At 58.7% G+C, this 22,322-nt stretch carries 22 protein-coding genes and 1 pseudogene; 13 read left to right on the top strand and 10 right to left on the bottom strand.

Annotation, left to right across the window (positions count from 1 at the left end):
• The 10 genes and pseudogenes from EYC79_RS10115 to EYC79_RS10070 all read left to right on the top strand — a co-directional run.
• Positions 1 to 1,092 (top strand): annotated as a pseudogene (locus tag EYC79_RS10115) (pseudouridine synthase); the annotation flags it as partial.
• Positions 1,092 to 1,649 (top strand): 16S rRNA (guanine(966)-N(2))-methyltransferase RsmD, encoded by a 558-nt coding sequence (gene rsmD / locus EYC79_RS10110; RefSeq protein WP_111848168.1) that lies wholly within the window; start codon positions 1,092 to 1,094, stop codon positions 1,647 to 1,649. The pseudogene EYC79_RS10115 and the gene rsmD, both read left to right, overlap by 1 nt.
• A 231-nt stretch (positions 1,650 to 1,880) precedes the next feature.
• Positions 1,881 to 2,711: a patatin-like phospholipase family protein gene (locus tag EYC79_RS10105; RefSeq protein ID WP_245495244.1), complete on the top strand. Its 831-nt coding sequence runs from the start codon at positions 1,881 to 1,883 to the stop codon at positions 2,709 to 2,711.
• 91 nt (positions 2,712 to 2,802) lie between these two features.
• Positions 2,803 to 4,149: a TldD/PmbA family protein gene (locus EYC79_RS10100; protein ID WP_130977872.1), complete on the top strand. Its 1,347-nt coding sequence runs from the start codon at positions 2,803 to 2,805 to the stop codon at positions 4,147 to 4,149.
• Between the two features lie 90 nt (positions 4,150 to 4,239).
• The gene (locus EYC79_RS10095) at positions 4,240 to 5,046 is read left to right on the top strand and encodes a 3'(2'),5'-bisphosphate nucleotidase CysQ (RefSeq protein WP_130977888.1); all 807 of its coding nucleotides are present in this window, start codon (positions 4,240 to 4,242) and stop codon (positions 5,044 to 5,046) included.
• Between the two features lie 71 nt (positions 5,047 to 5,117).
• On the top strand, positions 5,118 to 5,354 hold the full coding sequence (locus EYC79_RS10090) for a DUF4170 domain-containing protein (RefSeq protein WP_062425978.1): 237 nt from the start codon (positions 5,118 to 5,120) through the stop codon (positions 5,352 to 5,354).
• A gap of 209 nt (positions 5,355 to 5,563) precedes the next feature.
• Positions 5,564 to 6,880: a lipid IV(A) 3-deoxy-D-manno-octulosonic acid transferase gene (gene waaA / locus EYC79_RS10085; RefSeq protein WP_130977871.1), complete on the top strand. Its 1,317-nt coding sequence runs from the start codon at positions 5,564 to 5,566 to the stop codon at positions 6,878 to 6,880.
• Positions 6,881 to 6,902: 22 nt separating this feature from the next.
• The gene (locus EYC79_RS10080; RefSeq protein WP_130977870.1) at positions 6,903 to 7,625 is read left to right on the top strand and encodes an HAD family hydrolase; all 723 of its coding nucleotides are present in this window, start codon (positions 6,903 to 6,905) and stop codon (positions 7,623 to 7,625) included.
• Between the two features lie 123 nt (positions 7,626 to 7,748).
• On the top strand, positions 7,749 to 8,780 hold the full coding sequence (lpxK, locus tag EYC79_RS10075; RefSeq protein WP_130977869.1) for a tetraacyldisaccharide 4'-kinase: 1,032 nt from the start codon (positions 7,749 to 7,751) through the stop codon (positions 8,778 to 8,780).
• A 111-nt stretch (positions 8,781 to 8,891) separates the two neighbouring features.
• The gene (locus EYC79_RS10070) at positions 8,892 to 9,206 is read left to right on the top strand and encodes a hypothetical protein (protein WP_062438581.1); all 315 of its coding nucleotides are present in this window, start codon (positions 8,892 to 8,894) and stop codon (positions 9,204 to 9,206) included.
• Positions 9,207 to 9,320: 114 nt separating this feature from the next.
• Here EYC79_RS10070 and EYC79_RS10065 read toward each other — a convergent pair whose 3' ends face one another.
• From EYC79_RS10065 to mutL, 6 genes are all read right to left on the bottom strand, one after another.
• The gene (locus EYC79_RS10065; protein WP_062425973.1) at positions 9,321 to 9,818 is read right to left on the bottom strand and encodes a YciE/YciF ferroxidase family protein; all 498 of its coding nucleotides are present in this window, start codon (positions 9,816 to 9,818) and stop codon (positions 9,321 to 9,323) included.
• A gap of 111 nt (positions 9,819 to 9,929) precedes the next feature.
• The gene (locus tag EYC79_RS10060; protein ID WP_130977868.1) at positions 9,930 to 11,087 is read right to left on the bottom strand and encodes a glutathionylspermidine synthase family protein; all 1,158 of its coding nucleotides are present in this window, start codon (positions 11,085 to 11,087) and stop codon (positions 9,930 to 9,932) included.
• Positions 11,088 to 11,717 carry a DUF1190 domain-containing protein gene (locus EYC79_RS10055; protein WP_130977867.1) on the bottom strand — a complete coding sequence of 210 codons (630 nt, stop codon included), beginning with the start codon at positions 11,715 to 11,717 and terminating at the stop codon, positions 11,088 to 11,090.
• Positions 11,718 to 11,728: 11 nt separating this feature from the next.
• Entirely contained in the window at positions 11,729 to 12,130 is a 402-nt protein-coding gene (locus EYC79_RS10050; RefSeq protein ID WP_062438573.1) for a DUF350 domain-containing protein, read from the bottom strand.
• 53 nt (positions 12,131 to 12,183) lie between these two features.
• A complete protein-coding gene (locus EYC79_RS10045) occupies positions 12,184 to 12,414 on the bottom strand; it encodes a DUF2093 domain-containing protein (protein ID WP_062425969.1) in 231 nt (76 codons plus the stop codon).
• Between the two features lie 74 nt (positions 12,415 to 12,488).
• Complete coding sequence (mutL, locus tag EYC79_RS10040) at positions 12,489 to 14,309, bottom strand: DNA mismatch repair endonuclease MutL (protein WP_130977866.1); 1,821 nt, start codon at positions 14,307 to 14,309, stop codon at positions 12,489 to 12,491.
• A gap of 405 nt (positions 14,310 to 14,714) precedes the next feature.
• Here mutL and EYC79_RS10035 point away from each other — a divergent pair, with 405 nt between their 5' ends.
• Together EYC79_RS10035 and EYC79_RS10030 are read left to right on the top strand one after the other, a co-directional pair.
• Positions 14,715 to 16,310, top strand: coding sequence for a response regulator (locus EYC79_RS10035; protein ID WP_245495242.1), 1,596 nt, complete (start codon positions 14,715 to 14,717; stop codon positions 16,308 to 16,310).
• 105 nt (positions 16,311 to 16,415) lie between these two features.
• Positions 16,416 to 17,768: a putative bifunctional diguanylate cyclase/phosphodiesterase gene (locus EYC79_RS10030; RefSeq protein ID WP_130977864.1), complete on the top strand. Its 1,353-nt coding sequence runs from the start codon at positions 16,416 to 16,418 to the stop codon at positions 17,766 to 17,768.
• A 252-nt stretch (positions 17,769 to 18,020) separates the two neighbouring features.
• Here the strand turns inward: EYC79_RS10030 and EYC79_RS10025 are convergent, their stop codons facing one another.
• From EYC79_RS10025 to EYC79_RS10010, 4 genes are read right to left on the bottom strand one after another with little or no spacing between them, the layout of a single operon-like run.
• Positions 18,021 to 18,908 (bottom strand): SMP-30/gluconolactonase/LRE family protein, encoded by an 888-nt coding sequence (locus EYC79_RS10025; RefSeq protein ID WP_130977863.1) that lies wholly within the window; start codon positions 18,906 to 18,908, stop codon positions 18,021 to 18,023.
• 5 nt (positions 18,909 to 18,913) lie between these two features.
• Entirely contained in the window at positions 18,914 to 19,522 is a 609-nt protein-coding gene (locus EYC79_RS10020; protein ID WP_165457004.1) for a 2-dehydro-3-deoxy-6-phosphogalactonate aldolase, read from the bottom strand.
• Between the two features lie 35 nt (positions 19,523 to 19,557).
• Positions 19,558 to 20,475, bottom strand: coding sequence for a 2-dehydro-3-deoxygalactonokinase (locus tag EYC79_RS10015; protein ID WP_130977861.1), 918 nt, complete (start codon positions 20,473 to 20,475; stop codon positions 19,558 to 19,560).
• Positions 20,475 to 21,245: an SDR family NAD(P)-dependent oxidoreductase gene (locus tag EYC79_RS10010; RefSeq protein ID WP_130977860.1), complete on the bottom strand. Its 771-nt coding sequence runs from the start codon at positions 21,243 to 21,245 to the stop codon at positions 20,475 to 20,477. The genes EYC79_RS10015 and EYC79_RS10010 overlap by 1 nt, the downstream gene beginning before the upstream one ends.
• 121 nt (positions 21,246 to 21,366) lie before the next feature.
• Here EYC79_RS10010 and EYC79_RS10005 point away from each other — a divergent pair, with 121 nt between their 5' ends.
• Positions 21,367 to 22,164 carry an IclR family transcriptional regulator gene (locus tag EYC79_RS10005; RefSeq protein WP_245495241.1) on the top strand — a complete coding sequence of 266 codons (798 nt, stop codon included), beginning with the start codon at positions 21,367 to 21,369 and terminating at the stop codon, positions 22,162 to 22,164.
• Positions 22,165 to 22,322: the final 158 nt, after the last annotated feature.

The following is a 22,322-nucleotide window of genomic DNA, read 5'->3' as shown; positions in this document are numbered from 1 at the left end:
CACAAATCCGAAGAGGACGAGGAAGAGGCGCCCGCCAAGCCGGCCAAAGCCGAGTGGGGCAAGCAGGCTGCTGCCGACCGCAACCCGCGCGATGGCGACGAGCGTTCTTCCGGTCGGTTCGATGGAAAGCGCTCCGATAAGCCTGCTGGCAAGTTCGCGCCCAAGGCAGGCGGAAAGCCCGGCGGCAAGTTTGCCGGAAAGGGCAGGGACGAAGCCGAGACCGATGATCGCGGTCCGAAACGCCCGCCGCTTGGCAGCAACCGCACCGCCAATGTCTGGATGGCGCCTGGCGCCAAGCCGACCCGCGATGGCAAGGCCCGTAAGCTCTCCGCGCGTGCCGAAGCCGAAAGCGCATTCAAGCAGCCATCGGCACAGGCAGAAGCCCGCCGCGCAGTCGTGCGCCATGCCGATGACGAGGGTGAATGGATCCGTTCCGATTCGAGCAACGAGGCCGGGCGCGATGAAGGTCGCGGTCGTGGCCGTGGTGATCGCTCCTTCGGCGATCGCAAGCCACGTGAGGCGGGCGATCGTCCCGCGCGTGGTTCGTTCGGGGGTAAGCCTCGTGGTGAGCGCAAGTTCGGTGATCGTCCCTTCGGCGACCGCAAGCCGCGCGAAGATGGCGAGCGCAGCGAACGCCCTCGCAATGACCGCCCCCGGGGCGAAAGATCCTTCGGCGAAAAGTCCTCCGGCGACAGAACCGAGCGTTCGGATCGGCCAGCCCGTTCGTTCGACGATCGTCCTGCCCGTACTGACCGCTCCTTTGGTGATCGCAAGCCGCGTGAGGACGGCGATCGTCCAGCACGCAGTGAACGTCCTTTTGGCGACAAGCCCCGCGGCGCAAAGCCTTTTGGCGGCAAGCCCTCCGGTGGAAAACCATCTGGCGGCAAGCCTGGCTTCGGCAAGCCGCGCGGTGAACGCTCCGAAGGCGGCAGCGGCCCGAAGGGCTTTGGCGGCAAGGGCAGCAGCAGGGGTTCCGGCGGCAAGGGTCCAGGTGGCAAACCATCGGGCGGCGGCGGTCGTGGTCCCGGTGGCAAGCCATCGGGCGGTAGACCGTCCGGTCCAAGAGGCGGCTCGCGAGGGAACGGCGCGTAATGCGGATCGTTGGCGGTGAGTTTCGCGGCCGCAGTCTGGCCGCGCCCAAGTCGAATGCCATCAGACCCACGATCGACCGGACGCGGGAAAGCCTGTTCAACATTCTGAGCCATGCTTACCCCGAAAGCCTGGACGGCACCCGCATTCTCGATGTTTTCGCAGGCACCGGTGCCGTTGGTCTGGAAGCGCTCTCGCGCGGCTGTCGTGTTGCCCTTTTCGTCGAAAACGGCGTCGAGGGCAGGGGGCTTTTGTGGGAAAACATCGATGCGCTGGGACTTCACGGCCGCGCTCGAATTTTGCGCCGCGATGCGACGAAGCTTGGTGGGGTCAACAATATCGAGCCCTTCGACCTCCTCTTCGCCGATCCGCCCTATGGGCAAGCGTTAGGCGAGAAGGCCTTCCAGGCCGCCCATCTCGGCGGTTGGCTCGTGCCTGGTGCGCTCGCAATTCTGGAAGAACAAGGCGATGTGGCCGTGATGGTCGATCCCGCCTTCAAGCCGCTGGAAAGCCGCACCTTCGGCGATACCAAAATGCATTTCTACCGCTACGAGCCCTGAAGCACCTCAGTGGACGCGAGAGGAGACCTCCGCGTCACTGTCCTGTCGTCTTTATGTCATAGAGCCAGTCTCAGTATGACCGTCGCGTCGCTTTGCCCAGATGCTTTGCTGAGACGCGACCGCATGACAGGAAATGAGGCTGTTCTCGTGGCTGCGAAGAAAAAGAAACTCTCCGACAAAAAGCGTAAGCGCAAAGAAACGGCAACGGAAAGAAGCGATCCCACCTTTGCGGTGGCTTTCGGTGGCGGCGGTGCACGTGGCATCTGCCACATCAATGTTATCGAAGCGATGGATGAACTCGGCATTCGCCCAAGCGCTATCGCTGGAGCCTCCATCGGCGGCATCATGGGCGCCGGTATGGCCGCCGGGATGAGCGGCAGGGACATCCGCGATTACACGCTCGCGCTGATGGGCAAAAAGGGCAGCGTGGCGAACAAGCTCTGGAGCCTTGGCCCTGCCTCCATGCGCCATGCCGCCTTCGGCTTTCGTTTGGGCCAGTTCAATCTTGAACTCATTCTCGATGCGCTTTTACCCTCTGCACTGCCGCGCGATTTTGCCGAACTCGGTGTTCCGCTGAAGGTGATCGCGACCGACTACTACGCACAGATGGAAGTCATCTGCCAGGACGGCGATCTGCGTCAGGCGCTTGCGGCCTCCGCCGCCATTCCAGCTCTCTTCATGCCGATCCGCATGAATGACCGCATCATGATCGATGGCGGGATCTTCAATCCCGTTCCCTACGAGCATCTCCTCGACGATGCCGATATCGTCATCGCTGTCGACGTTGTGGGCGGACCGGAGGGAGACGGCACCACCATGCCAAACCGAATCGAAAGCCTTTTCGGCGCCAGCCAGTTGATGATGCAATCGGCCATCGGCCTGAAGCTGCGCATGCGCCCGCCGCATATTTTCCTGCGCCCACCGGTCAACCGTTTTCGTGTGCTGGATTTCCTCAAGGCCCATGAGGTGCTGGCCGAATCGGATGGCATCAAGGACGACCTGAAGCGGCAGATCGACATGCAGATCGAGCTGTTTCACCGGGGGCGTGGCCTGGATATCTGAGCGCTTCTGCTCAAATGCAGGTGAAATGGCGCTTTGACCTTGATGCGGCAAAAGCTCGGCCATAAATGAAGGTCAACGAAAGGCCCGCCTCATGTCCTCAGAAATCGATTCTTCCAAGCTTCTCGACCGTGCAAGCGAACTCGTCACTCTGGCCAAGCGCGCCGGTGCCGATGAGGCGGATGCCGTCATCGTGCGCTCCCGTTCGCAGTCGGTGGGCGTCAGGCTCGGAAAGGTCGAGAGCACAGAATCCTCCGAGAGCGATGATTTCTCCTTGCGTGTTTTCGTCGGAAAGCGGGTTGCAAGCGTTTCGGCCAATCCCGGTTTCGACCTGAAGACGCTTGCGGAGCGCGCCGTTGCGATGGCCAAGGTTTCGCCCGAAGATCCCTTTGCGTGTCTTGCCGACAAGGAGCGTCTTGCGACCTCCTATGACGACCTTCAATTGTTCGATCCGACGGAGGTCTCCGCCGACCAGCTTCGCGATGCGGCGCTGGCAGCAGAAGAGGCAGCGCTTGCGGTGAAGGGCGTGTCGAACTCCTCCGGAGCCGGTGCCTCGAGCGGCATGGGCGGCCTTGTGCTTGTCACCTCTCACGGCTTTTCCGGCAGCTATATGGGCAGCCGTTTCGGCCGCTCCGTCAGCGTCATTGCTGGTGAAGGCACGAAGATGGAGCGCGACTATGATTACGACAGCCGTCTTTATTTCGCCGACCTCGATGCGCCGGAAGACATCGGACGCCGGGCGGGCGAAAGGGTCGTCAGGCGTGTTAATCCAAGACAGGTCGATACCGGCAGCAACATCACGGTCGTGTTCGATCCTCGCATCGCGCGTGGCTTTGTCGGCTCGATTGCGGGCGCGATCAATGGCGCATCGGTAGCGCGCAAGACGAGCTTCCTGCGTGACAAGATGGGCCAGCAGATCCTGAAAAAGGGCCTGTCCATAACTGACGATCCGCAGATCATCCGTGGCCCGTCCTCGCGTCCGTTCGATGGCGAGGGCGTGCGGGGTGAAAAGCTGGTGATGATCGAGGATGGTGTCTTGAACCACTGGTTCCTCTCAACCTCGACTGCGCGGGAAATCGGCTTTGAAACCAATGGTCGTGGCGTCCGGGGCGGGACCTCCGTATCGCCCGCATCCACCAACCTGGCCTTGGAACCTGGCGACATCTCGCCGCAAGACCTGATCCGTCAGGTGGGCACGGGTTTTTATGTCACCGAACTGATCGGCCATGGCGCCAATATGATCACCGGTGAATATAGCTGCGGCGCAAGCGGTTTCTGGATCGAGAATGGTGAAACCTCGTTCGCCGTCTCCGAGGTGACGATCGCGTCCAACCTCAAGGACATGTTCATGCGTGTTACACCCGCTAACGACGTGGACCGCAAATATGGTGTGGCAGCACCCACGCTTGCCATCGAAGGCATGACGATAGCGGGACGCTGACATCGGCATTCGGCGGTTGCTTTCGCGTCTTGCTCATGCGCATGTGAAAGCACAAATGGAAATGTGCGACACGCGCAGAACGACGGTATGATAGTTGAGACTTCTGGAGCCGATTGGCGCTCCGATCTGGACCTTGTTTTGAACGCCTCCCGCGAGGCTGGACAGGAGGCCTTACGGCATTTCCGTAAGGACCCCGAGGTCTGGTGGAAAGATGGCGGTCGCTCGCCGGTGAGTGCCGCCGACTATGCCGCCAATGACATCCTCGAAAGACTGCTACGCTCCGCTCGCCCGGATTATGGCTGGCTGTCGGAAGAAACCACCGATGATGACAAGCGCCTGTCGCGCGATACCCTCTTCGTGGTCGACCCGATCGACGGCACCCGCGCCTTCATCAACGGCAAGGACACATGGTGCGTCAGTGTCGCCGTGGTTCACAAGGGCAGACCTGTGGTCGCGGCCCTCGTGGCGCCGGCGCTGGGTGAGGAATTCACGGCGTTTCATGATGCGAGTGCTGAAAAAAATGGTGGGGTGCTTAGGATCACTAAAGTTGCCAGTGGACCGATCCAGCTTGCCGCTCCCGAGGAAGTGATTGCGCGCCTTCCGTCAGACTTCAAACCCTCCGTTCGGCGCATCCCGCACGTACCCTCGCTGGCTTATCGCCTCGCCATGGTAGCCGACGGGCGGATCGATGGGACGCTTGTGCTGCCGAATTCGCATGACTGGGATCTCGCCGCCGCCGATTTGATCCTGCAGCAGGCGGGCGGTCAGCTTGTCGATCTTGACGGCAAGCCGTTGATCTACAATCGCCCGCAGGTCAAACACGACGCTCTCTGTGCCGCGGCGAACCACATCCTGCCGACCCTGTTGATGCAGCTTGGGCGATCGGCCAGAGGTTGATTTTTACGTCAAAATCCAGCAGATGAAGGCTTCCTTGAACGCCTTTGAGAAGAAAGAAGAGACGACAGGACATGACCGAAGCGAATAACAAGAAACAGCTCCTTCACCTCGTATTTGGCGGCGAACTCGACAATCTCCAGGAAGTGCAGTTTCGCGATCTGAAAGCACTCGATATCGTCGGCATTTTCCCGGACTACGCGACGGCACTCGGCGCCTGGAAGTCAAAGGCACAGCAGACTGTCGATAACGCCCACATGCGCTATTTTATAGTGCATATGCACCGCCTTCTCGACCCCGAGAGCAAATAACGGCTTTCCACCCACTTGTTCTCCACTATAATCCGGCATGCATATTGGTAGTGCATCCCCCAGTCGGGGATGCACAATATATTGGGTATTGAGCGACAATTTTTTTGCCGGGACCCAATCATAACAAAAAAGACGCATTTTCATCAGAAGTAGCCGGCCACGTTAATCGGGGGAAAAGCATTGCGCAGAGTGATCGAGGGCAGCATCGTATGAACAGCCGGATCGCACGTTTTGCCCTGTCGGGTTACAGAATGGCGGGAATGGCCGCTTATCCTTTCGCGCGGCCCTACCTGTCCTACCGGGCGGCGAAAGGCAAAGAAGATAAGCAGCGGCGTCTTGAACGGTTTGGCTATTCGAGTGCCGAACGCCCACGTGGCCCGCTGGTCTGGTTTCATGCGGCAAGTGTCGGCGAAACCCTGGCGCTGATCCCGCTCATCCGCGAAATCCGCAAGCGTGACATCCATGTGCTGTTGACCACCGGCACGGTAACGTCGGCCGATATCAGCCGCACACGCCTTGGCAACGATGTCATCCACCAATATGTGCCGCTCGACATCAAGATCTGCATCAATCGCTTTCTCACCTATTGGGCTCCCGACGCCGCCATCACCGCTGAATCTGAGATTTGGCCGGTCACGATGATGGAACTGGAGCGTCGGCACATTCCGCAAATCCGCGTCAATGCCCGCATTTCAGACCGGTCCTTCGACCGATGGAAGCGCTATTCCGATTTTGCCGAAGCGCTGTTCAGCAAACTGGCGCTCGTCGTCGTGCAGTCGGATGTGGATGCGGAACGTTTCAGAGACCTCGGTTCCTGGCCGGTGATCACGTCGGGCAATCTCAAGGGCGATACCGATCCGCCGCCCTGCGATCAGGCGCAGTTGGATATCTACAAGCGTGAGATTGGCAACCGGAAGACCTGGGCAGCGATCTCCACCTTCGACGGTGAGGAGAAAGCGGCAGCCACCGTTCATGCCGCGATCAAATCCCGCAATGGTCAGTTGACGATCATCGTTCCCCGCCATCCGGAACGGGCGGATGAGATCGAGGCCATGCTCAATGGTATGAACCTCAAGGTGGCGCGCAGAAGCCGCAACGATGTGATCACGCCGGAAACCGATATCTTCCTCGGGGATAGTATCGGAGAAATGGGTCTCTACCTCCGTTTGACGGAGCTGGCATTTGTCGGACGATCGCTGATGGCGGAAGGCGGTCAGAACCCGCTGGAGCCCGCCATGCTTGGCTGTGCGGTTCTGTCCGGCGCCCATGTGCAGAACTTCCGCGAAGCCTATCAGAAACTTCTGCGCTCCGGCGCTGGCCGCATCATCCGCGATGTGGAGATGCTGGCAAAGGCGGTACACTACCTGCTGGCCAATGATAACGAGCGCTACAAGATGATCGATGCCGGCGGCCGGGTCATTCAGGACATGCGCGGTGCGCTATCGCTGACGCTGAAGGCGCTCGAGCCCTACATCAACCCGTTGACGGTGTCTGCCAAGCTCCAGCCACGCAGCGCGGTGGGCTGAAACCTTGGACCAGAACAATTCGATGAAGTCCGCCGCCGACATTGCCGCCGTTCTTTTCGATAAGGACGGCACCCTGATCGGCTATGACGCCAGTTGGGGTCCGGTCAATCGCGAGCTGGCAGCGATCGCCGCTGAAGGCGACGCAGAGCTTGCGGACCGTCTTCTTCTCGCCTGCGGCATGGACCCGGTCACCGGACATGTGAAACCGGACAGCTTGCTGGCAGCAGGCAATACGGCGGAAATTGCAGCCGGCCTGATTGCGGCCGGATCGCCCTGCGCCCTGCAACCTCTGACGGAGCGGCTGGATCGGCTGTTTACCGAGGCGGCGGGCAAGTCCGTTGCCGTGACGGATCTGCAAGCCTTCTTTGGACGGCTGAAGGACAGAGGTTACAAGCTCGGTGTCGCGTCCAGCGACAATGAGGCCTCCATTCGAGAACTGGCAAAACGCTTCGGCTTCGATGTCTATCTCGATTTCGTCGCGGGCTATGATAGCGGCCATGGCGTCAAGCCGCAGCCGGGCATGGTGCTGGGCTTCTGCGAGGCGACCGGCCTGAAGCCTGAGCAGGTGGCGGTCGTCGGCGACAATAATCACGATCTGCATATGGGCAGAAATGCGGGGGCGGGGTTGCGCATCGGTGTGCTGACGGGCACCGGATCGCGCGACAGCCTGGCTGCCGATGGCGATTATTGTTTCGATGATATTACGGGGCTCGAAGCCCTGTTGCCAAACCGCGCTTTCGTCTGATTTCGGACGGCTGTGCCGGTATCCTCACCCTGTCGCATGTCTTCGTCACAAAAGGGCTGGACACTTTTGCGCGACATGCTTTAGCTCTTGCTACCATAAAATGTAACTGGGATTCATAGGCCAATGGTTTCGGAAGCGCCGCCCTTCTGGTGGAGAAAAGCTGGCTGGGAAGCCTGGGCTCTCAGCCCCTTTTCCTATCTCTATGGCCGGGTGGCGGGCCATCGCATGAAGACGGCAAAACGAGCCTCGGTTCCTGTTCCGGTCATCTGCATCGGCAACTTCACCGTGGGCGGGGCGGGCAAGACGCCAACGGCGATTGCTATTGCACGCGCAGCGCTCGACAAGGGACTGAAGCCCGGCTTCCTCAGCAGAGGTTATAGCGGCACGCTGGACGTAACGACGCTGGTCGATCCGGATCATCATCGCTCTGCTGCCGTGGGGGATGAACCACTCCTGCTTGCGCGCGAGGCGACGACGGTGATTTCGCGCAAACGCGTCGAGGGCGCTGAGCGTCTGGTCAAGGAAGGCGTCGATCTGATCATCATGGATGACGGCTTTCAAAGCGCGAGGTTGACGCTCGATTACGCCTTGCTTGTCATCGATACACGACGGGGAATTGGCAACGGCCATCTCGTGCCGGGTGGTCCGGTGCGGGCACCTTTGGCCGAACAGATGCGCCAGGCCAACGCCATTTTGAAAGTCGGGGATGGAAGTGCCGCGGATGCGATTATCCGAACGGCAGCCCGCGCGGCAAAACCGGTCTTTGTCGCATCGACCGAGCCTCGCCCGCTGCCAGGTTTCGCCGGAAAACGCGTTCTGGCTTTTGCCGGTATCGCCGACCCCAGCAAGTTCTATCGCACCGTCGAAATCTTGGGAGGCGAGATCGTCATTGAACGGTCGTTTCCCGATCATCATCAGTTCAGCGAGGACGAGCTTGCCGATATGGTGAAGGAGGCGAAGGATCTTGATCTGCTGCCGGTAACGACAGCGAAAGATGCCGTGCGCCTTGCGGGCCTTCCCGGACAAGCAGCAGAGCTTCTTTGGAGCGGCCAGGTGGTCGAGATCGATATGGTCTTCGACGATCCAATGGCAGCGTCGACAATGATCGATGCGGCGGTCGAAAACTGCAGGACGCGGCGTCTTTTGCAGAAATAAAGCGCTTCCCTGTCACGCGCATCAGCGAGTGTAAGGAACAATCGACCGTTGCAACTCTTTTACCTCTCAGTGAAGCACGAGTTGGGCTCTGATCCGAGGAGGAGAGAGATTATGCAGCATACGAATGTGGAGAAGAAAACATTCACCCCGCGCGAAACCCGTCAGGGCTTTAAGGGTAAGCCGGTCCTGGTTATTCTTGTCGTCAGCCTGTTTCTAGCAATGGCAGTATGGCTGGCCGCGGAAATCTGGGGTGAAAGCACTGCCCCTGCGACAACGGAGACGCCACCGCCTCCGGGTCCTGCAACGTCGAGCCAGACGGTCAATCCGGGCGCGCAGGGCAGCCAGACCTTCGATAACAACCCGCCATCCGGCGCAACGCCGCCGACGGAAGGTGTTGATCGTAACCCTTCGACACAGGCGCCGTAAGGCAACTCGCCAATCTTGACGAGGGTCGAGGTCGGTAAATGATGGAGGGACATCCTTCAATAAACAAAAAAGCCGGAGCAACTGCCCCGGCTTTTTTTCATGGCTGCACCGGTGTCAGGCGGCTTTCTTGCCAGATGCGTTGAGAGACGCTGTTGCAAGCGACGACAGGTCTGCGTCGGTCTTTGTCTCTTCCTTCAATGTCGCGTCCAGCAACTGGACTGCCTGCTTGTGACCAAGCTGCTCTGCCCATGCCTTCAGCGTGCCATAGCGGGCCATCTCATAATGTTCGACAGCCTGTGCCGAGGAGATGAGGCCGGCATCGAGAGCCGGGCTGCCCTTGAAGTCTTCCATGATCTCTTCGCCTTCGGCGATAATGCCCTGGATTGCTTCGCAGGTCTTTCCCTGAGCGCGCTTGCCGAGAAGTTCGAAGATCTCCTGCAGCCGCTCGATCTGGCCCTGGGTTTCTTCCTTGTGCTTCTCGAATGCGGCCTTCAGCTTGTCGCTGCTGGCCGCCCGCGCCATCTTGGGCAGCGCCTTCAAGATCTGGCGTTCTGCAAAATAGATATCCTTCAGCGTGTCATAAAAAAGATCGTCGAGCTGTTTCTCTGCCATGTGTATCTCCCAAGTGTTGGTGCTGATGATCGCACGGCACACCGAACATCAGCGCCCCTTGATGGTTCCGGAGATAGCCAGAAGAGTTAAAGGTGAGTGACACCTTCTGCGTCAATCGACGACAAGGTGAGGCACGAAGCGCGAGAGGTTGGTGGTGATACGGCTTTCGTCCTCGCGAATGCTCAGGCCGCACGCCACGTCCCCAACGATCCAGCTTCCGAGAATGGCATGGACATCGTCGACATCGAAAAGCGGCGCAAGCGCCTGCACGACGTAACCTTCAGCGCCATAAATACCGGGGTTTTCAACAACCAGCTGCTGGTCTTCAAACAGGGAGACGCTCTCTCCCTCCCGCGAGAAAAGCGGTTTCCTGACGTAATCGGCAAGGTTTTGCGCCTGCGGATCGTCGGCAAAATAGCTCGGCAAAAGATTGGGGTGTCCTGGATGGCGCTCCCACAGAAGCGGAAGGATGCCTTTGTTGGAGAGAATGGATTTCCATAAGGGTTCGACGAACACGCTGCCTGCCGTTGGAAGGTGCACCGAAAAAGGCTCCTTGAACATCACTTCCCACGGATAGAGCTTGAAGCAGCGTTCGATCAGACGGTTCTGAAGGTCGGTAAAGCGCCCAGCCCGATCCACACCGATATCGCGAATATCGATGAGTTCCACTTGATGACCGGCCTGTATGGCGCAGTCCATCAGATAGGCCGTGGTGCCACGATCCTCTTCATTGTCCAGGAGCGTCGAAAAGTGAAAGACGCCCTCGGACGGGAACTGGCGAAAAGCCTCCACGAGGCATTCCTGAAGAGAATTGAACTGATCGGCGTCCTCGGGGAGCGTGCCTGCAGCAATCTGGTCGGTCAGCCAGTCATATTGGAAATAGGCGCTCTCGAAGATCGAGGTCGGCGTGTCGGCATTATATTCGAGAAGCTTTGCCGGACCCTCGCCCATATAGGCAAGATCGAACCGGCCATAGAGATGCCGGTCGCCCCGAAGCCAGGACTGCCTTACCGCGTCTCGCATCTCGTCTGGAATTTGAAGCTTCTCAAGCGACTCCTCGCTGGTAACGACATCCGCCACAAGGTCCATGCACATCTCATGGAGTTCCTGCGAGGGCGCCTCGATGTCCTCTTCGATCTGCTCGTAATTGAAGAGGTAAGCCGCGTTGTCGACCCAGTATGGCTCGCCATACATCTCGTGAAACCCGAAACCGACGGATTTTGCCTGTTCGCGCCAGTCGGGTCTTTCAGGAAGGGCGATGCGTTTCATTTAACTGCCATGATGGCTGGACGAGCTCCAATGGCCAAAACCGCTCCGCGCGGTTGTTTCCGGGACGCCGTAGCTGACATTCTTCAGGAAGCGATAAGAGTTGCTGCCAGCCTGGTCGCCTTGGCTTCGCGCAACCATGGCGGTGCCTTGCCGATCTTTATAAACGGCCGAGCCGCTGCCGAAGCGAAATGAACCGCCACCGCTGCTGCCTCCGCCACCGCCAGAGCTGGCTGCGGCTTCCTCTTCTTCTTCCTGCCGCTTGCGATCCGCATAGTAATCTGAAACCGAGCGAACGTTGCGCGCCAAGTAAAATCCGGTCAGTGCCGGAATGAAGGGCGCGATATCCTGCTCTGTCCGTGGAGATCGAGTACAAAGCCCGCTGCCGAAGCTGTCTTCGCAACTCGCCTGGTCGGCAAAGCGCGGCGCGTTCGCTTTGTAGTCGGTCGTCGCGTCGCGAAAGGCCACATCGCAGACATCCGCACCGATCCCGCTCATCACGCATTGCTGCGTCGACTTGAAGACGAAGGCATCCGGAGGCTGCTCGCCGCAGCCCGCGAGCGCCAGCCCCGATACCGTGATCGTTCCGAGTGCAAGAACCGGCCTTGCGTGACTTCGCATCCGTCTTTTCATGCGAAGTCTCCTCAGTAGGTCATGCAGGCAGCGTTGAGGATGCCGATGATAAGCGCGATGCCGCCGCCCCACACGCCCGCGGAAACCTCGCCTCTGCCGATCTTCTCATGAATGCCGGGGAGGCTGGCGCGCGCCACATAGAAGGCTAGGATCTGCACGACGATTCCGATGATCGACCAGATGATGAAGTCGATAATGTTCACGGAGTTGGCAGCGGCAGATGCCATCGGCAGGCCAAAGCCTGCTAGCGCGCCCAGAAATGCGATCGTGGCGGAGAGATTGCCGGAACGGATCAGCCTCATTTCGTCATGCGGCGTCAGCCGCGTGTAGATGCCGGCAAACACCGCATAGGCAAGCAGTCCGAATGCGAAGTAGCTAAGAAATGCAGGCAGCCCCGCAACATATCCGAACATATCGGCTCTCTCACAATGACGAGTTGGACATCAAGGCTTGTGCGTTTTTTGCTTCAAGCGCGCTTCTGGTTCGGTAGAGCGCCTGCCCGTTTTTCCGCCTCCACGGAGGCCGCGGCATCCGCGTAAGGCTCCTGGCGTACAACGCTCCAATAGCGCAATTCATCAACCGGAATTTGAACGCCCGTCATGGCGCAAACCACGTAGGAGCCGGTCTGGACGATACGCAGGTCGCCATCGAGATATTCGATCTTCGCTTCCCTCTGTCCACCGTCAAATCTGTTCATGCGCGTGCGTCTCCTCGGTCTTCTCATGTCTGGATGCGATCTCTATTCCTACGCAGCCTGTAATTCTAGTAGCCTCAGCTTCTGCCGAAGAGCTTTTCGATGTCGGCAAGCTTCAGTTCTATATAGGTCGGACGGCCATGGTTACATTGGCCGGAGCCCGGCGTGTTTTCCATCTGCCGCAAAAGCGCATTCATCTCCTCCGGCCGCATCCGCCGGCCGGAGCGGACAGAGCCATGGCAGGCCATGGTGGCGGCAACATATTCCAACTTGCCGGACAGACTGCTTGCCGTATCCCATTCGGCGATCTCATCGGCCAGTTGCCGAACGAGCCCCTGAACATTGACTTCGCCCAGCATGGCTGGCGTTTCGCGAACCGCGACCGCGCCCGGTCCGAAACGCTCGATGGCAAACCCCATCTTGTCGAAGCCTTCCGCATGCTCCATCAACCGGTCGCAATCCTCTTCGGGAAGATCGACAATTTCAGGGATAAGCAGCACCTGCGAAGCGGGCCGTTTGGCGTGCAGCGCCTTGCGCATCTCTTCGAAGACGAGCCGCTCATGCGCGGCATGCTGATCGACGATCACCAACCCGTCCTCGGTTTGGGCAACGATGTAATTGGCATGCACCTGCGCGCGCGCTGCCCCCAAGGGATAGCGCGACGGCTCAAGGGTGGTAGCGACCGGCTTTTCATCCGTGTGAAAGACGTCCGACCGGGCCGTCGGCATGGTGATGTCGATAAATTGCGACTGCGCCGGTTCGCGCAGAGCCAACCCATCCGACATTTCCAGCGGCCGGGACGGGGAGTTGGCGGGTGTCCAGGCCTGTGAGGCATAGGGTCTGACTGTCGATGGACTGTAGCCAGGCCGAAATGCGCTCATCATCTGCGAAGCACCCGTGGTCGCGGCGCGGTCGCCCTCGCGGGAAAGGGCCTGGCGGATTGCGCCGACGATCAATCCTCGGACGAGGCCGGGGTCGCGAAAGCGCACATCTGATTTCGCCGGATGCACGTTGACATCCACCAGCGCCGGATCGAGCCGGAGCGAGAGTACCGCAACCGGGTATCGGCCATGCGGCACCGTTTCGGCATAGGCGCCCCTGATGGCCGAGAGCAGCAGCTTGTCCTGCACCGGGCGGCCGTTGACGAACATATATTGATGCGCGGAGTTACCCCGGTTGAAGGTGGGAACGCCGGCAAAGCCGGTAAGCTCGACATCTTCGCGCACGGCATCGATCTCGATGGCATTGTCTTTGAACTCGGCTCCAAGGATCTGCGCCATGCGGGCGAGATGGTCGTCCCCGGTCGATGGCAATTCCAGCGTCGAGCGATCCGTCCCCGAAAGCACGAAACGGATATGCGGGAAGGCAATCGCCATGCGCTTGACGATTTCTGTGATGGCGGCAGCCTCCGCCTTCTCGGTCTTGAGAAATTTCAACCGGGCCGGGGTGGCGAAGAAGAGGTCGCGCACTTCGACGATCGTACCGGTATTGGCCGCCGCGGGTCGTACCGTCGAGACCTTGCCGCCGGTAACCGATATGATCGCGCCTTCGGTCGCGCCTTGCGCACGACTGGTGATGGTCAGCTTGGCGACCGAACCGATGGAGGGGAGGGCTTCGCCTCGAAAACCAAGTGTGCGGATATCGTCGAGTGTCGAGGAAATCTTCGAGGTACAATGCCTGCGGATCGCGAGTTCGAGGTCGGGCGTGGACATGCCACAGCCATTATCCGTGATGCGGACCAGGCCTTTTCCACCGCCCGCCGTGGCGATCTCGATCCGGGTCGCTCCGGCATCGATGGCGTTTTCGATGAGTTCCTTGGCGGCGCTCGATGGGCGCTCGATCACTTCACCCGCGGCGATCTGGTTGATCAGGGTTTCTGAAAGCTGCTTGATGGACATGCTGCCATTCTCGCGGATTCGTGGGCGTAACGAAAGAGAAATCGCACCTCTCCACCGAAAGCACGCTCGCTGTCTCGCCAATCCAGGATTGTTCTTTTTTCAAATTTAAGAGGTCTTTAATCCCGAAACGATATCACTGATCCTGCTTGAATGAGTGATTTATTTGTCTTTTCAGGATGCTTGATAAGGACGGGACGGAAGCGCAGGGGCCGTCTTGTTTGATCCCGAAGGACTGTCGAGCATTTTGCCCGCATGTTCCCGTTATATCCAAAGCCTATTGCTATTGCAGGTTTTCAAGATGAATTGAGCGCGTTCTCGAAACGTGTGTAGGGAATTGTCATGAATGATTTAGCGCCAGACGGCGTGGCCATTCAAGCAGCGATGCTAGACGCTATTAGCGATGCAATGTCTGCAGCGATTCTCATCTATGATCGTGACGACAACCTTGTGTTTGCCAGCCACCGTCTTTTCACGCTTCTGCCGCTCGAGAAGGCAGAGGTGGCACCTGGCGCAAGACTGAAAGATGTTTTAGGCGCAATCTACGATCGCGCCGGCTTCGGCGAGGCGTCTTCGCGTGGCAACCGTGTTGATCGCGAAGAGTGGATCGCCAAGAGCCTTGCCGCCCATTGGTCAGAACGGTCCGAAACGGTGGAGCAGCGCCCTGGCGACAGATGGCTGCGTTTCACCAAACGGCGCGTTCCTTCCGGTTTCTGCATTTGCGCCATCGCCGATATCACCGAGCAGAAAAGGCGCGAGGAACATTGGCGCGCCGATATCGAACGCGTCCAGATCACCGAGGAAATCCTCGACAATCTGCCACTGTCCATTTTCGTGAAGGACAAAAACCGCATTTACTCGGCTGTCAACAAGGCTGGCTGTTCCCTGATTGAAACCTCACCGGACCTGATCCTCGGTCGCAATGTCTTCGATATTCATTCGGATGAGCTTGCGACACGCATCGACGCGATGGACAGGCAAGTGCTTGAGACCGGCGTGCCGGCCATCCTGCCGGAAATGGTCACGCTGTTGACGGGCGACGAGATCCTCGTCATCACCAGAAAGCACAGGGTCGGCAAACCCGGTCAATATTTTCTCGTGACGACGATGGATGACGTCACAGCCTTTGCCGTGACCCAGCCGGATGGCAGGCGTATCATCCCGGGGCTGGAGCATCTGTCCTTCCTGCGCAGTTCCTACATGGATGACGAAAACCATCAGGCTTCACTGGTGATGAAGGGTCGTCGCGTTCTTCTCGTCATGCCGAATGCCGAGGCGGGCCAAGCGGCCTGCAAGCGATTGTCGACGATCGGTGTGGATTGCGCGGTTGCCGTCGGCCTCCAGGAGCAGGAAGCCTTTTTGAGCCTCTCCGCATCCATGGGTGTCAAGATCGACCTCGTTGTGGTTGACGTGCAATTGCCGCTCGAATGTCTGGATCTGCCGACGACATTTGGCATCGGTGTGATGATGGCGGATGAGTTCGAGATCGGCAGTTCGCTGGTCAATATGCTGACGCATCATTTTCGCTCGCTTGAAAACACGCAGCAGGGGAGGGGCAAGGACGACGACTGGGTCGTTATCAACAGCGATGACGAATCGCTCAACCGACCAAGGCTCGATGTTCTCGTCGTCGAGGACAACAAGATCAACCAGATCGTTTTTTCGCAGATACTGGAAGGTCTTCAGATCGAATACAGGCTGGCGCAATCCGGCAACGAAGCGCTGGCGCTCTTCCAGTCGGAAAAGCCGTCGATCGTGCTTCTGGATACCACGCTACCGGATATCGATGGCTTTGAGGTTGCTCGACAAATCCGCAGGCTGGAATCCTCGACGGGCGAAAGAACACCTTTGATCGGCGTCGTTCCTTTGGCTTTCGAGGGAGATCAGCGAGCCTGCCTCAATGCGGGCATGGATGAAATGTTGCTCAAACCAATTAGTCCGGATATAATCGATATGTTGCTGAAGCGTTTTCTGCCGCGTTTCTCTCACAGCCTTCATGGATGACCGCACACATGTTCGTGGTGGTGGGATCTCGTATTCGCGGCGATATTCTTTGTTAATTGCGGGCCACCGATAATAGCGACCACCACAGGCCCACAGGATATGTGAATGAACCCGCCCGCGCCGACTCTTCCGCTCATCAGCCAGCATGAATTGCAGGCGATGGCGTATAGCGATCCGCTCACTGGGCTCGGCAACAAGTATCGTCTGCGTGACAAGATAAAGCTGCTTGCGGCTGAACGGGCCGCCGACCCCGCGCCGTTTGCTGTCGGCATTGTCAATATTGACGGATTCAAGCCCATCAACGACCTGTTCGGCGCGCATGCCGGAGACGAAATTCTCTGCCAGGTAGCGCATCGCTTGAAGGCTTGCATGATGGATGGCTCGATCGTCACGCGCCACGATGGCGACGAGTTCGCCTTCATCTTGCCGCTGATTTTCGAGCGCAGCGGTGCAGAGCGCGTCGGACAGATGATCAAGGATGTGTTGTCGGCACCCTACGATCTTGGCGATCGCAACGTGCGCCTGTCCTCCTCTTTCGGCTTTGCCATCCATCCCTTCGCGGGCGAGGAGTTCGAGGATTTGATGAAGAGCGCCGAAACCGCGCTCTATCGCTCGAAGCGTCGCGGACGCGGCCAGATCACCGTCTACTCCCGCGAGATCGCCCAGGAGATGAAGCGTGCCACGCAACTGGAGCAGGCACTTCGAAACGCGATCATCAGCGACACCATCGACGTACACTTCCAGCCGATTGTCAGACTGGCCGATAGCACGGTGATCGGTTTCGAAGCTTTGGCGCGATGGCACGATCCGGATCTCGGTTTCGTGCCGCCGGATGTATTCGTGCCTTTGGCGGAGGAGCGTGGCTTTATCGACGCACTGTCCGAGACCCTGCTGCGAAAGGCGGCCGAAACCGCGTTGTCTTGGCCGCGCGAACTCTTTCTCTCCTTCAATCTCTCCTCCGCTCAATTGATGGACCCATCGACAGCGGCCAATATTCTTTCCAGTCTGCGTCGCGTCGGCCTCGATCCCCGGCGCCTGGAGCTCGAAATTACAGAGACCGCGGTCATGAGTTCGGCGGACACCGCGCAGCGCATTATCTCGGAGCTTCAGCATGCGGGCGTGCGCATCTCTCTGGATGATTTCGGAACCGGACAATCCAGCCTGGGTCGCTTGCGCGACTTCACCTTCGACAAGGTCAAGATCGACCGTGCCTTCGTTTCCCGCATCAGTACCGACCGCCCCTCGGAGCACATCATCAAGGCGATCGTCGCCATGTGCGATGGTCTCGACCTTGAGGTCGTCGCGGAGGGGATCGAAGATGGCAGCGAGGCCGAAAAGTTGCGAGGGCTTGGTTGCGCCATGGGGCAGGGCTATTTTTACGGACGCCCGGCAGATGCCGCCTCTACCCGCCGCTACCTGCACGACAGCTATCGCGTAGCCAGCGCAGATCTAAACTGAGTTGATGGCTGCGGCGTCGATGGGTCTTTAACGACCGCCTTCGCACCCACTTCGTCTTTGTCGGATCTCGCGAAGCCGATTTCTAAAAGCATCTTCTTGTAATCTGAGGACGCCATTGATGCACCTGGCGCTCTCTTAAAGCGCCTCGCGATCTTTCAGATCGCTCCAGACGCTTTAAGTTTCTGTCTTGTCGCATGTCGGCACAGCAAAATCGCTACACACTTTTGCGCGACATGCTTTAACTCGCAGACCTTACAGCTTGTAGATCCCGTCGAGCCTGCCCTTGACGGTAATGCCGAGATCGAAGGTGGCGCCGTGCATTGGGTTGGCCTTGATCTCGTCGTCTTCCAGTCCTTCGCATGCGGACGTCACCAGCAGGCGGTCCGCCGAAGCGGCGAAGAAGGCCGGGCAGGTCGTTTTAGATGCCGGTAGCTCGTAATGGTCGGTGTGCCGGCCGGTTGTATCATAGCGATCGACAGCACCTTCGCCCCAGCGCGCGTTCCAGATGTTGCCCTCGGCATCGCAGACCGCACCGTCAATGCCGCCTTCGTCCTCGGATCGATCGAGGAAGATGCTCGGAGCGCCGGTCGGAAGTCCGGTTGCGGGATCGAGCGCCACCTTCATCAACCGGTTCACACTGGTGTCGACAAAGTAGGCCGTCGCGCCATCTGGCGAAAAGCAGATGGCATTCGGAATGCTGATCGCGTCGAAAAGCGTCGTTACCACGCCCTTGGCGACGTGATAGATCGCTCCTGCGCCATCCTCGGCCTTTTTGCCCATGGTGCCGATCCAGAGCGCGCCGCTTTGATGCACTCTGCCATCATTCGACCGGTTGCCGGGCTTGTTGGGCTCGAAATCGACATGCAGCGAAAGTTCGCCGGTGGAGCGGTTACGGATAAAGAGGCCATCTTCCGTTCCCAGCAACTGCCGCTCCGCATCGATTGCGGCGACCACGCTTGCCATGAAGGGTAGGGACGTAACGGTCTTCTCGCCCGATGCCGGGTCGAGCTCATGCAACTCCTTGCCGATAATGTTCAGCCAGCAGATCCGCTTGGAAATCGGATCGAAACTTGGCCCTTCGCCCAGCATCAATTGCGCGCTGTCGAGAACCTTCCCCTGAAACGGGTGATTGGTCGCCATATATCTTATCCTCCCACTGCCACGTCATAGGCCTTGATGGTGATCTCTGCCCGCTCACGGGCCTCGCTTGCACTCATACCAGGCTTGTAGAGACTTGTTCCCAGTCCAAACGCCTTGATACCGACACTGGTGTAATCGGAGAAGTTCTTGTCCGACACGCCGCCGACCGCTGCGACCAGCGTGTCCTTCGGCAAAATAGCGCGAATGGCATTGATGCCCGATGGCCCTAGCACACTTGCGGGGAAGAATTTGAGGCCGGTCGCACCGGCTTTCAACGCGAGTAAGGCCTCGGTCGGTGTGAGAACACCCGGCATCGTCACCATGCCTTTGTCGCGCGCCGCCGTGATCACGTCGGTATCGACATTCGGGCTGACCATCAGTTTTCCACCGGCGCTATCCAGCCGTGCCACGTCATCGACTGTCAGGACAGTCCCGGCACCGATCAGTGCATCGGCAGGCGCAAGCTTGGCTGCGATTTCGATGGAGCGGAACGCATCCGGGGAGTTCAAGGGAATCTCGATGGCGCGAAGGCCGCTTTCCAGCAGGGCGACAACGACGCCCTCGGTCTCTTCAGGAAGAATGCCGCGCAAAATGGCGACGAGCGGATATTTCATTTCGGGAAAGGGAACGTACACGGGCTTGAAACTCCTCAGTGCCAGATGGATGTCGCAGCGGCAATCAGCCCCCGGCGAACCGCATCATCGGCGTCAATGGTGATAAAGTCGATGGAAAGAGCGTTGAACGCGGCCTTGTAAAGTTCACCCAGGCCGCCTGAGGCGATCAGGATGACGGAGGAATCACGTGGTGCACTGGCATGCGCACCGGCAATTTCCAGGCCGATCAGCGCTCCGGAGAGTTTGGCTTTCGCATCCGTCGCAGAAAGACCATGCAGCAATTGCCCGGAACGCAAGGTGAAGAAGCGGTTTGTCGCCATCTGCGGATTGTTGTAAATGTCGATCACCGCATTGCTGAACGCCGGAAGATCACCGCTGAAGGCCTCGGCGTCCGCCATGGCGTGGGACAGGATCGTGTGCTTCGAGACGACATCGAAAATCTCGCCGGTCATGAAGGTCGAAAATTGCGTGACGTTGAGATCCCTGACTCGAACCCACTTGGAATGGGTGCCGGGCATGCAGACGAGCTGGGCGCCGGTGCGATGATCGGTCGATAGCGCTCCGAGAAGCTGCGTTTCCTCGCCGCGCATCACATCCGGCATACCCTCTGCCCTTTGCGCAAGACCGGGAAGAATGCGGATATCGCTCTTCTGCTCCGGAACGCGGGTCGCACGATCCATGACTTCGGCAAGATTGGCGGGAACGTCCACATAGCCTGCCTCGATCCAGCCCTGCCGTGCGCCTGCCATGCCGCAAACAATTACGGGCAGGCCTTCTGGCGCGGAAATGGCTGCAAGATGCGATGCCAGAACCTCGGCAAAGCCCGTGTGCATCGCCGTCGTCATCCCTTCGGAACTGCGGCGCTCGGCAAGGACATCGCCCGACCGGCTCAAAAGCCACAGGCGAAAGCTCGTCGTACCCCAGTCTACGGCAACAAATGCAGCATCTGACATTATAGAAGACCTCCATCGATAATCATTGTTTGTGCGGTCATGGCGGCGGAGGCATCCGAAGCCAGAAAGAGGCAGGGACCAACGAGGTCCTCACTGGTCAAGGTCCGCTTGAGGCACTGTCGGTTGACGGTATGGGTGATGGCCTCGTCGGTGAGCCAGAGATCCTTCTGTCGCTCGGTCACGATCATGCCGGGCAGGATGGCGTTGACGCGGATGTTTTCAGGCCCAAGCCGGCCCGCAAGGCTCTTCGTCAATCCGATAATGCCCGCCTTGGCCGCCGTATAGGCAGGTAGCTCGCCCATATTGAGCAGATAGGAAATCGACGAGAAATTGATGATGGAGGCGCCCGGTTCTTTTCTCAGATAGGGGAGTGCGGCTTGCGTGACGAAGAAGACCTGCTTCAGATTAACGGCTTGGTTCGCATCCCAATAGTCGCTGGTGACGGTGTCGATATCGTGTCGGTCGTCCCAGGCGGCGTTATTGATCAGAACTCTGATACCACCGAGCGCGTCCCCGGCCGCTTTCACGGCCTCTGAAAGTTCAGCCTGGTTCCTCAAATCCGCCTTGAGGAAAAGTGGTGCAGTGCTGGCTCCCGGCGAAAGCTTGTCGACAAGCGCTTCGCTTGCGCGCACATCGATATCGATGAAAGCGACCTTTGCGCCGATGCGGACAAATGCCTCCACCAGGGACGCACCGATACCGGATCCGCCTCCGGTGATCAGAACACCTCTGTTGGAAAATTCTGGTGACGGGCTGAAATGGCTGTTCATGACGACATCAACATAGAGGTTGAAAGTTCCAATATTTAGAACTAAGTTTTATTAAATGGAATAATCGCCCTCTGTTGCTGGCTATGTCAAGCGCAGGCGTGCGGTCTTCGGAGAAAATCTGGTGCCCACCTCTCGTGACGATGGAAACAAAGACAGTTCGACCGGCACGCTCGGCAAAGCCATCTCCGTTCTCGAGATGGTGGTGATGGCGCCAGAGCCGCCTCGTTTTACCGAGATCCTGAAAAAAACCGGCCAGCCCCGTGGGACACTGCACAGGCAATTATCCCATTTGGTGGAAGAGGGCCTTCTCGAGCAAAACGGCGATCAATCCTATAGTGCCGGGATCAGGCTGCTGAAATTCGCGGCCAAAGCCTGGAGCGGGAGCGATCTGCGCTCGGTAGCGGCGCCTCACTTGCGTGCCTTGCATGAAGAGACCGGCGAATCCGTCCATCTTGGCGTTATTCGCGGCTCTGAGATCATCTATCTCGACAAGATCGACGGTAAGCACGCGGTGCGGATGTATTCGCAGATCGGCCGCACCTCGCCGCTCTATTGCACCGGCGTCGGTAAGGCGGCGCTGTCACTTTTTGCGCATGACGAGTTGCTCAAAACCGTCGAGGCCCTGTCGCTGAGGTCTTTCACGCCAAACACGATCATCAGCGTACCGGCCCTGCTGGAGGAGATCCAGACAATACGCGAGCACGGCTATGGCTTCGATCTTGAAGAGCATGAGCAAGGCATCCAGTGCATCGCGGTCCCGATCGAGACGAACAGGCCGGGGCTCTATGCCGCGATCTCGGTGACCGGCCCGGCGTACCGGTTGACGAGGGAGCGACTGGAAAGCTGGGCTCCGCTCGTCAAAGAGATTGCGAGACGTATTTCCGCTGACGCGGCACTTCGGCTTGCACCCACCCCCTGAGGTAGAATTTTGCTCATCTTCGTAACGGCTTACAACCCGGCAAAAGCGATGTACGAACCTGTACCAACTTTCATTTGCGTTAGACTTGTATTTTGCTAACGATAGCAGCCATCTTTTTCTTCTTGGCCCTTTCTTAATGTAGCCTATTATAAAGAACT

This window comes from Agrobacterium cavarae (assembly GCF_004310285.1).
Lineage (GTDB): Bacteria > Pseudomonadota > Alphaproteobacteria > Rhizobiales > Rhizobiaceae > Agrobacterium > Agrobacterium cavarae.
Note: the sequence above shows the minus strand (reverse complement) of the source record. Positions and strands in the feature narration are given on the sequence as shown.

Excerpts from the sequence above, each read along its gene's own strand:
- EYC79_RS10045 (WP_062425969.1), bottom strand. The coding sequence starts at position 12,414 with ATGAACAGATTTGACGGTGGACAGAGGGAAGCGAAGATCGAATATCTC.
- EYC79_RS10065 (WP_062425973.1), bottom strand. The coding sequence starts at position 9,818 with ATGGCAGAGAAACAGCTCGACGATCTTTTTTATGACACGCTGAAGGAT.
- EYC79_RS10015 (WP_130977861.1), bottom strand. The coding sequence starts at position 20,475 with ATGTCAGATGCTGCATTTGTTGCCGTAGACTGGGGTACGACGAGCTTT.
- EYC79_RS10020 (WP_165457004.1), bottom strand. The coding sequence starts at position 19,522 with ATGAAATATCCGCTCGTCGCCATTTTGCGCGGCATTCTTCCTGAAGAG.
- EYC79_RS10050 (WP_062438573.1), bottom strand. The coding sequence starts at position 12,130 with ATGTTCGGATATGTTGCGGGGCTGCCTGCATTTCTTAGCTACTTCGCA.
- rsmD (WP_111848168.1), top strand. The coding sequence starts at position 1,092 with ATGCGGATCGTTGGCGGTGAGTTTCGCGGCCGCAGTCTGGCCGCGCCC.
- EYC79_RS10025 (WP_130977863.1), bottom strand. The coding sequence starts at position 18,908 with ATGGCGACCAATCACCCGTTTCAGGGGAAGGTTCTCGACAGCGCGCAA.
- mutL (WP_130977866.1), bottom strand. The coding sequence starts at position 14,309 with ATGTCCATCAAGCAGCTTTCAGAAACCCTGATCAACCAGATCGCCGCG.
- EYC79_RS10100 (WP_130977872.1), top strand. The coding sequence starts at position 2,803 with ATGTCCTCAGAAATCGATTCTTCCAAGCTTCTCGACCGTGCAAGCGAA.
- waaA (WP_130977871.1), top strand. The coding sequence starts at position 5,564 with ATGAACAGCCGGATCGCACGTTTTGCCCTGTCGGGTTACAGAATGGCG.
- EYC79_RS10060 (WP_130977868.1), bottom strand. The coding sequence starts at position 11,087 with ATGAAACGCATCGCCCTTCCTGAAAGACCCGACTGGCGCGAACAGGCA.
- EYC79_RS10010 (WP_130977860.1), bottom strand. The coding sequence starts at position 21,245 with ATGAACAGCCATTTCAGCCCGTCACCAGAATTTTCCAACAGAGGTGTT.
- EYC79_RS10055 (WP_130977867.1), bottom strand. The coding sequence starts at position 11,717 with ATGAAAAGACGGATGCGAAGTCACGCAAGGCCGGTTCTTGCACTCGGA.
- EYC79_RS10090 (WP_062425978.1), top strand. The coding sequence starts at position 5,118 with ATGACCGAAGCGAATAACAAGAAACAGCTCCTTCACCTCGTATTTGGC.
- EYC79_RS10070 (WP_062438581.1), top strand. The coding sequence starts at position 8,892 with ATGCAGCATACGAATGTGGAGAAGAAAACATTCACCCCGCGCGAAACC.
- EYC79_RS10030 (WP_130977864.1), top strand. The coding sequence starts at position 16,416 with ATGAACCCGCCCGCGCCGACTCTTCCGCTCATCAGCCAGCATGAATTG.
- EYC79_RS10080 (WP_130977870.1), top strand. The coding sequence starts at position 6,903 with ATGAAGTCCGCCGCCGACATTGCCGCCGTTCTTTTCGATAAGGACGGC.
- lpxK (WP_130977869.1), top strand. The coding sequence starts at position 7,749 with ATGGTTTCGGAAGCGCCGCCCTTCTGGTGGAGAAAAGCTGGCTGGGAA.
- EYC79_RS10035 (WP_245495242.1), top strand. The coding sequence starts at position 14,715 with ATGTCTGCAGCGATTCTCATCTATGATCGTGACGACAACCTTGTGTTT.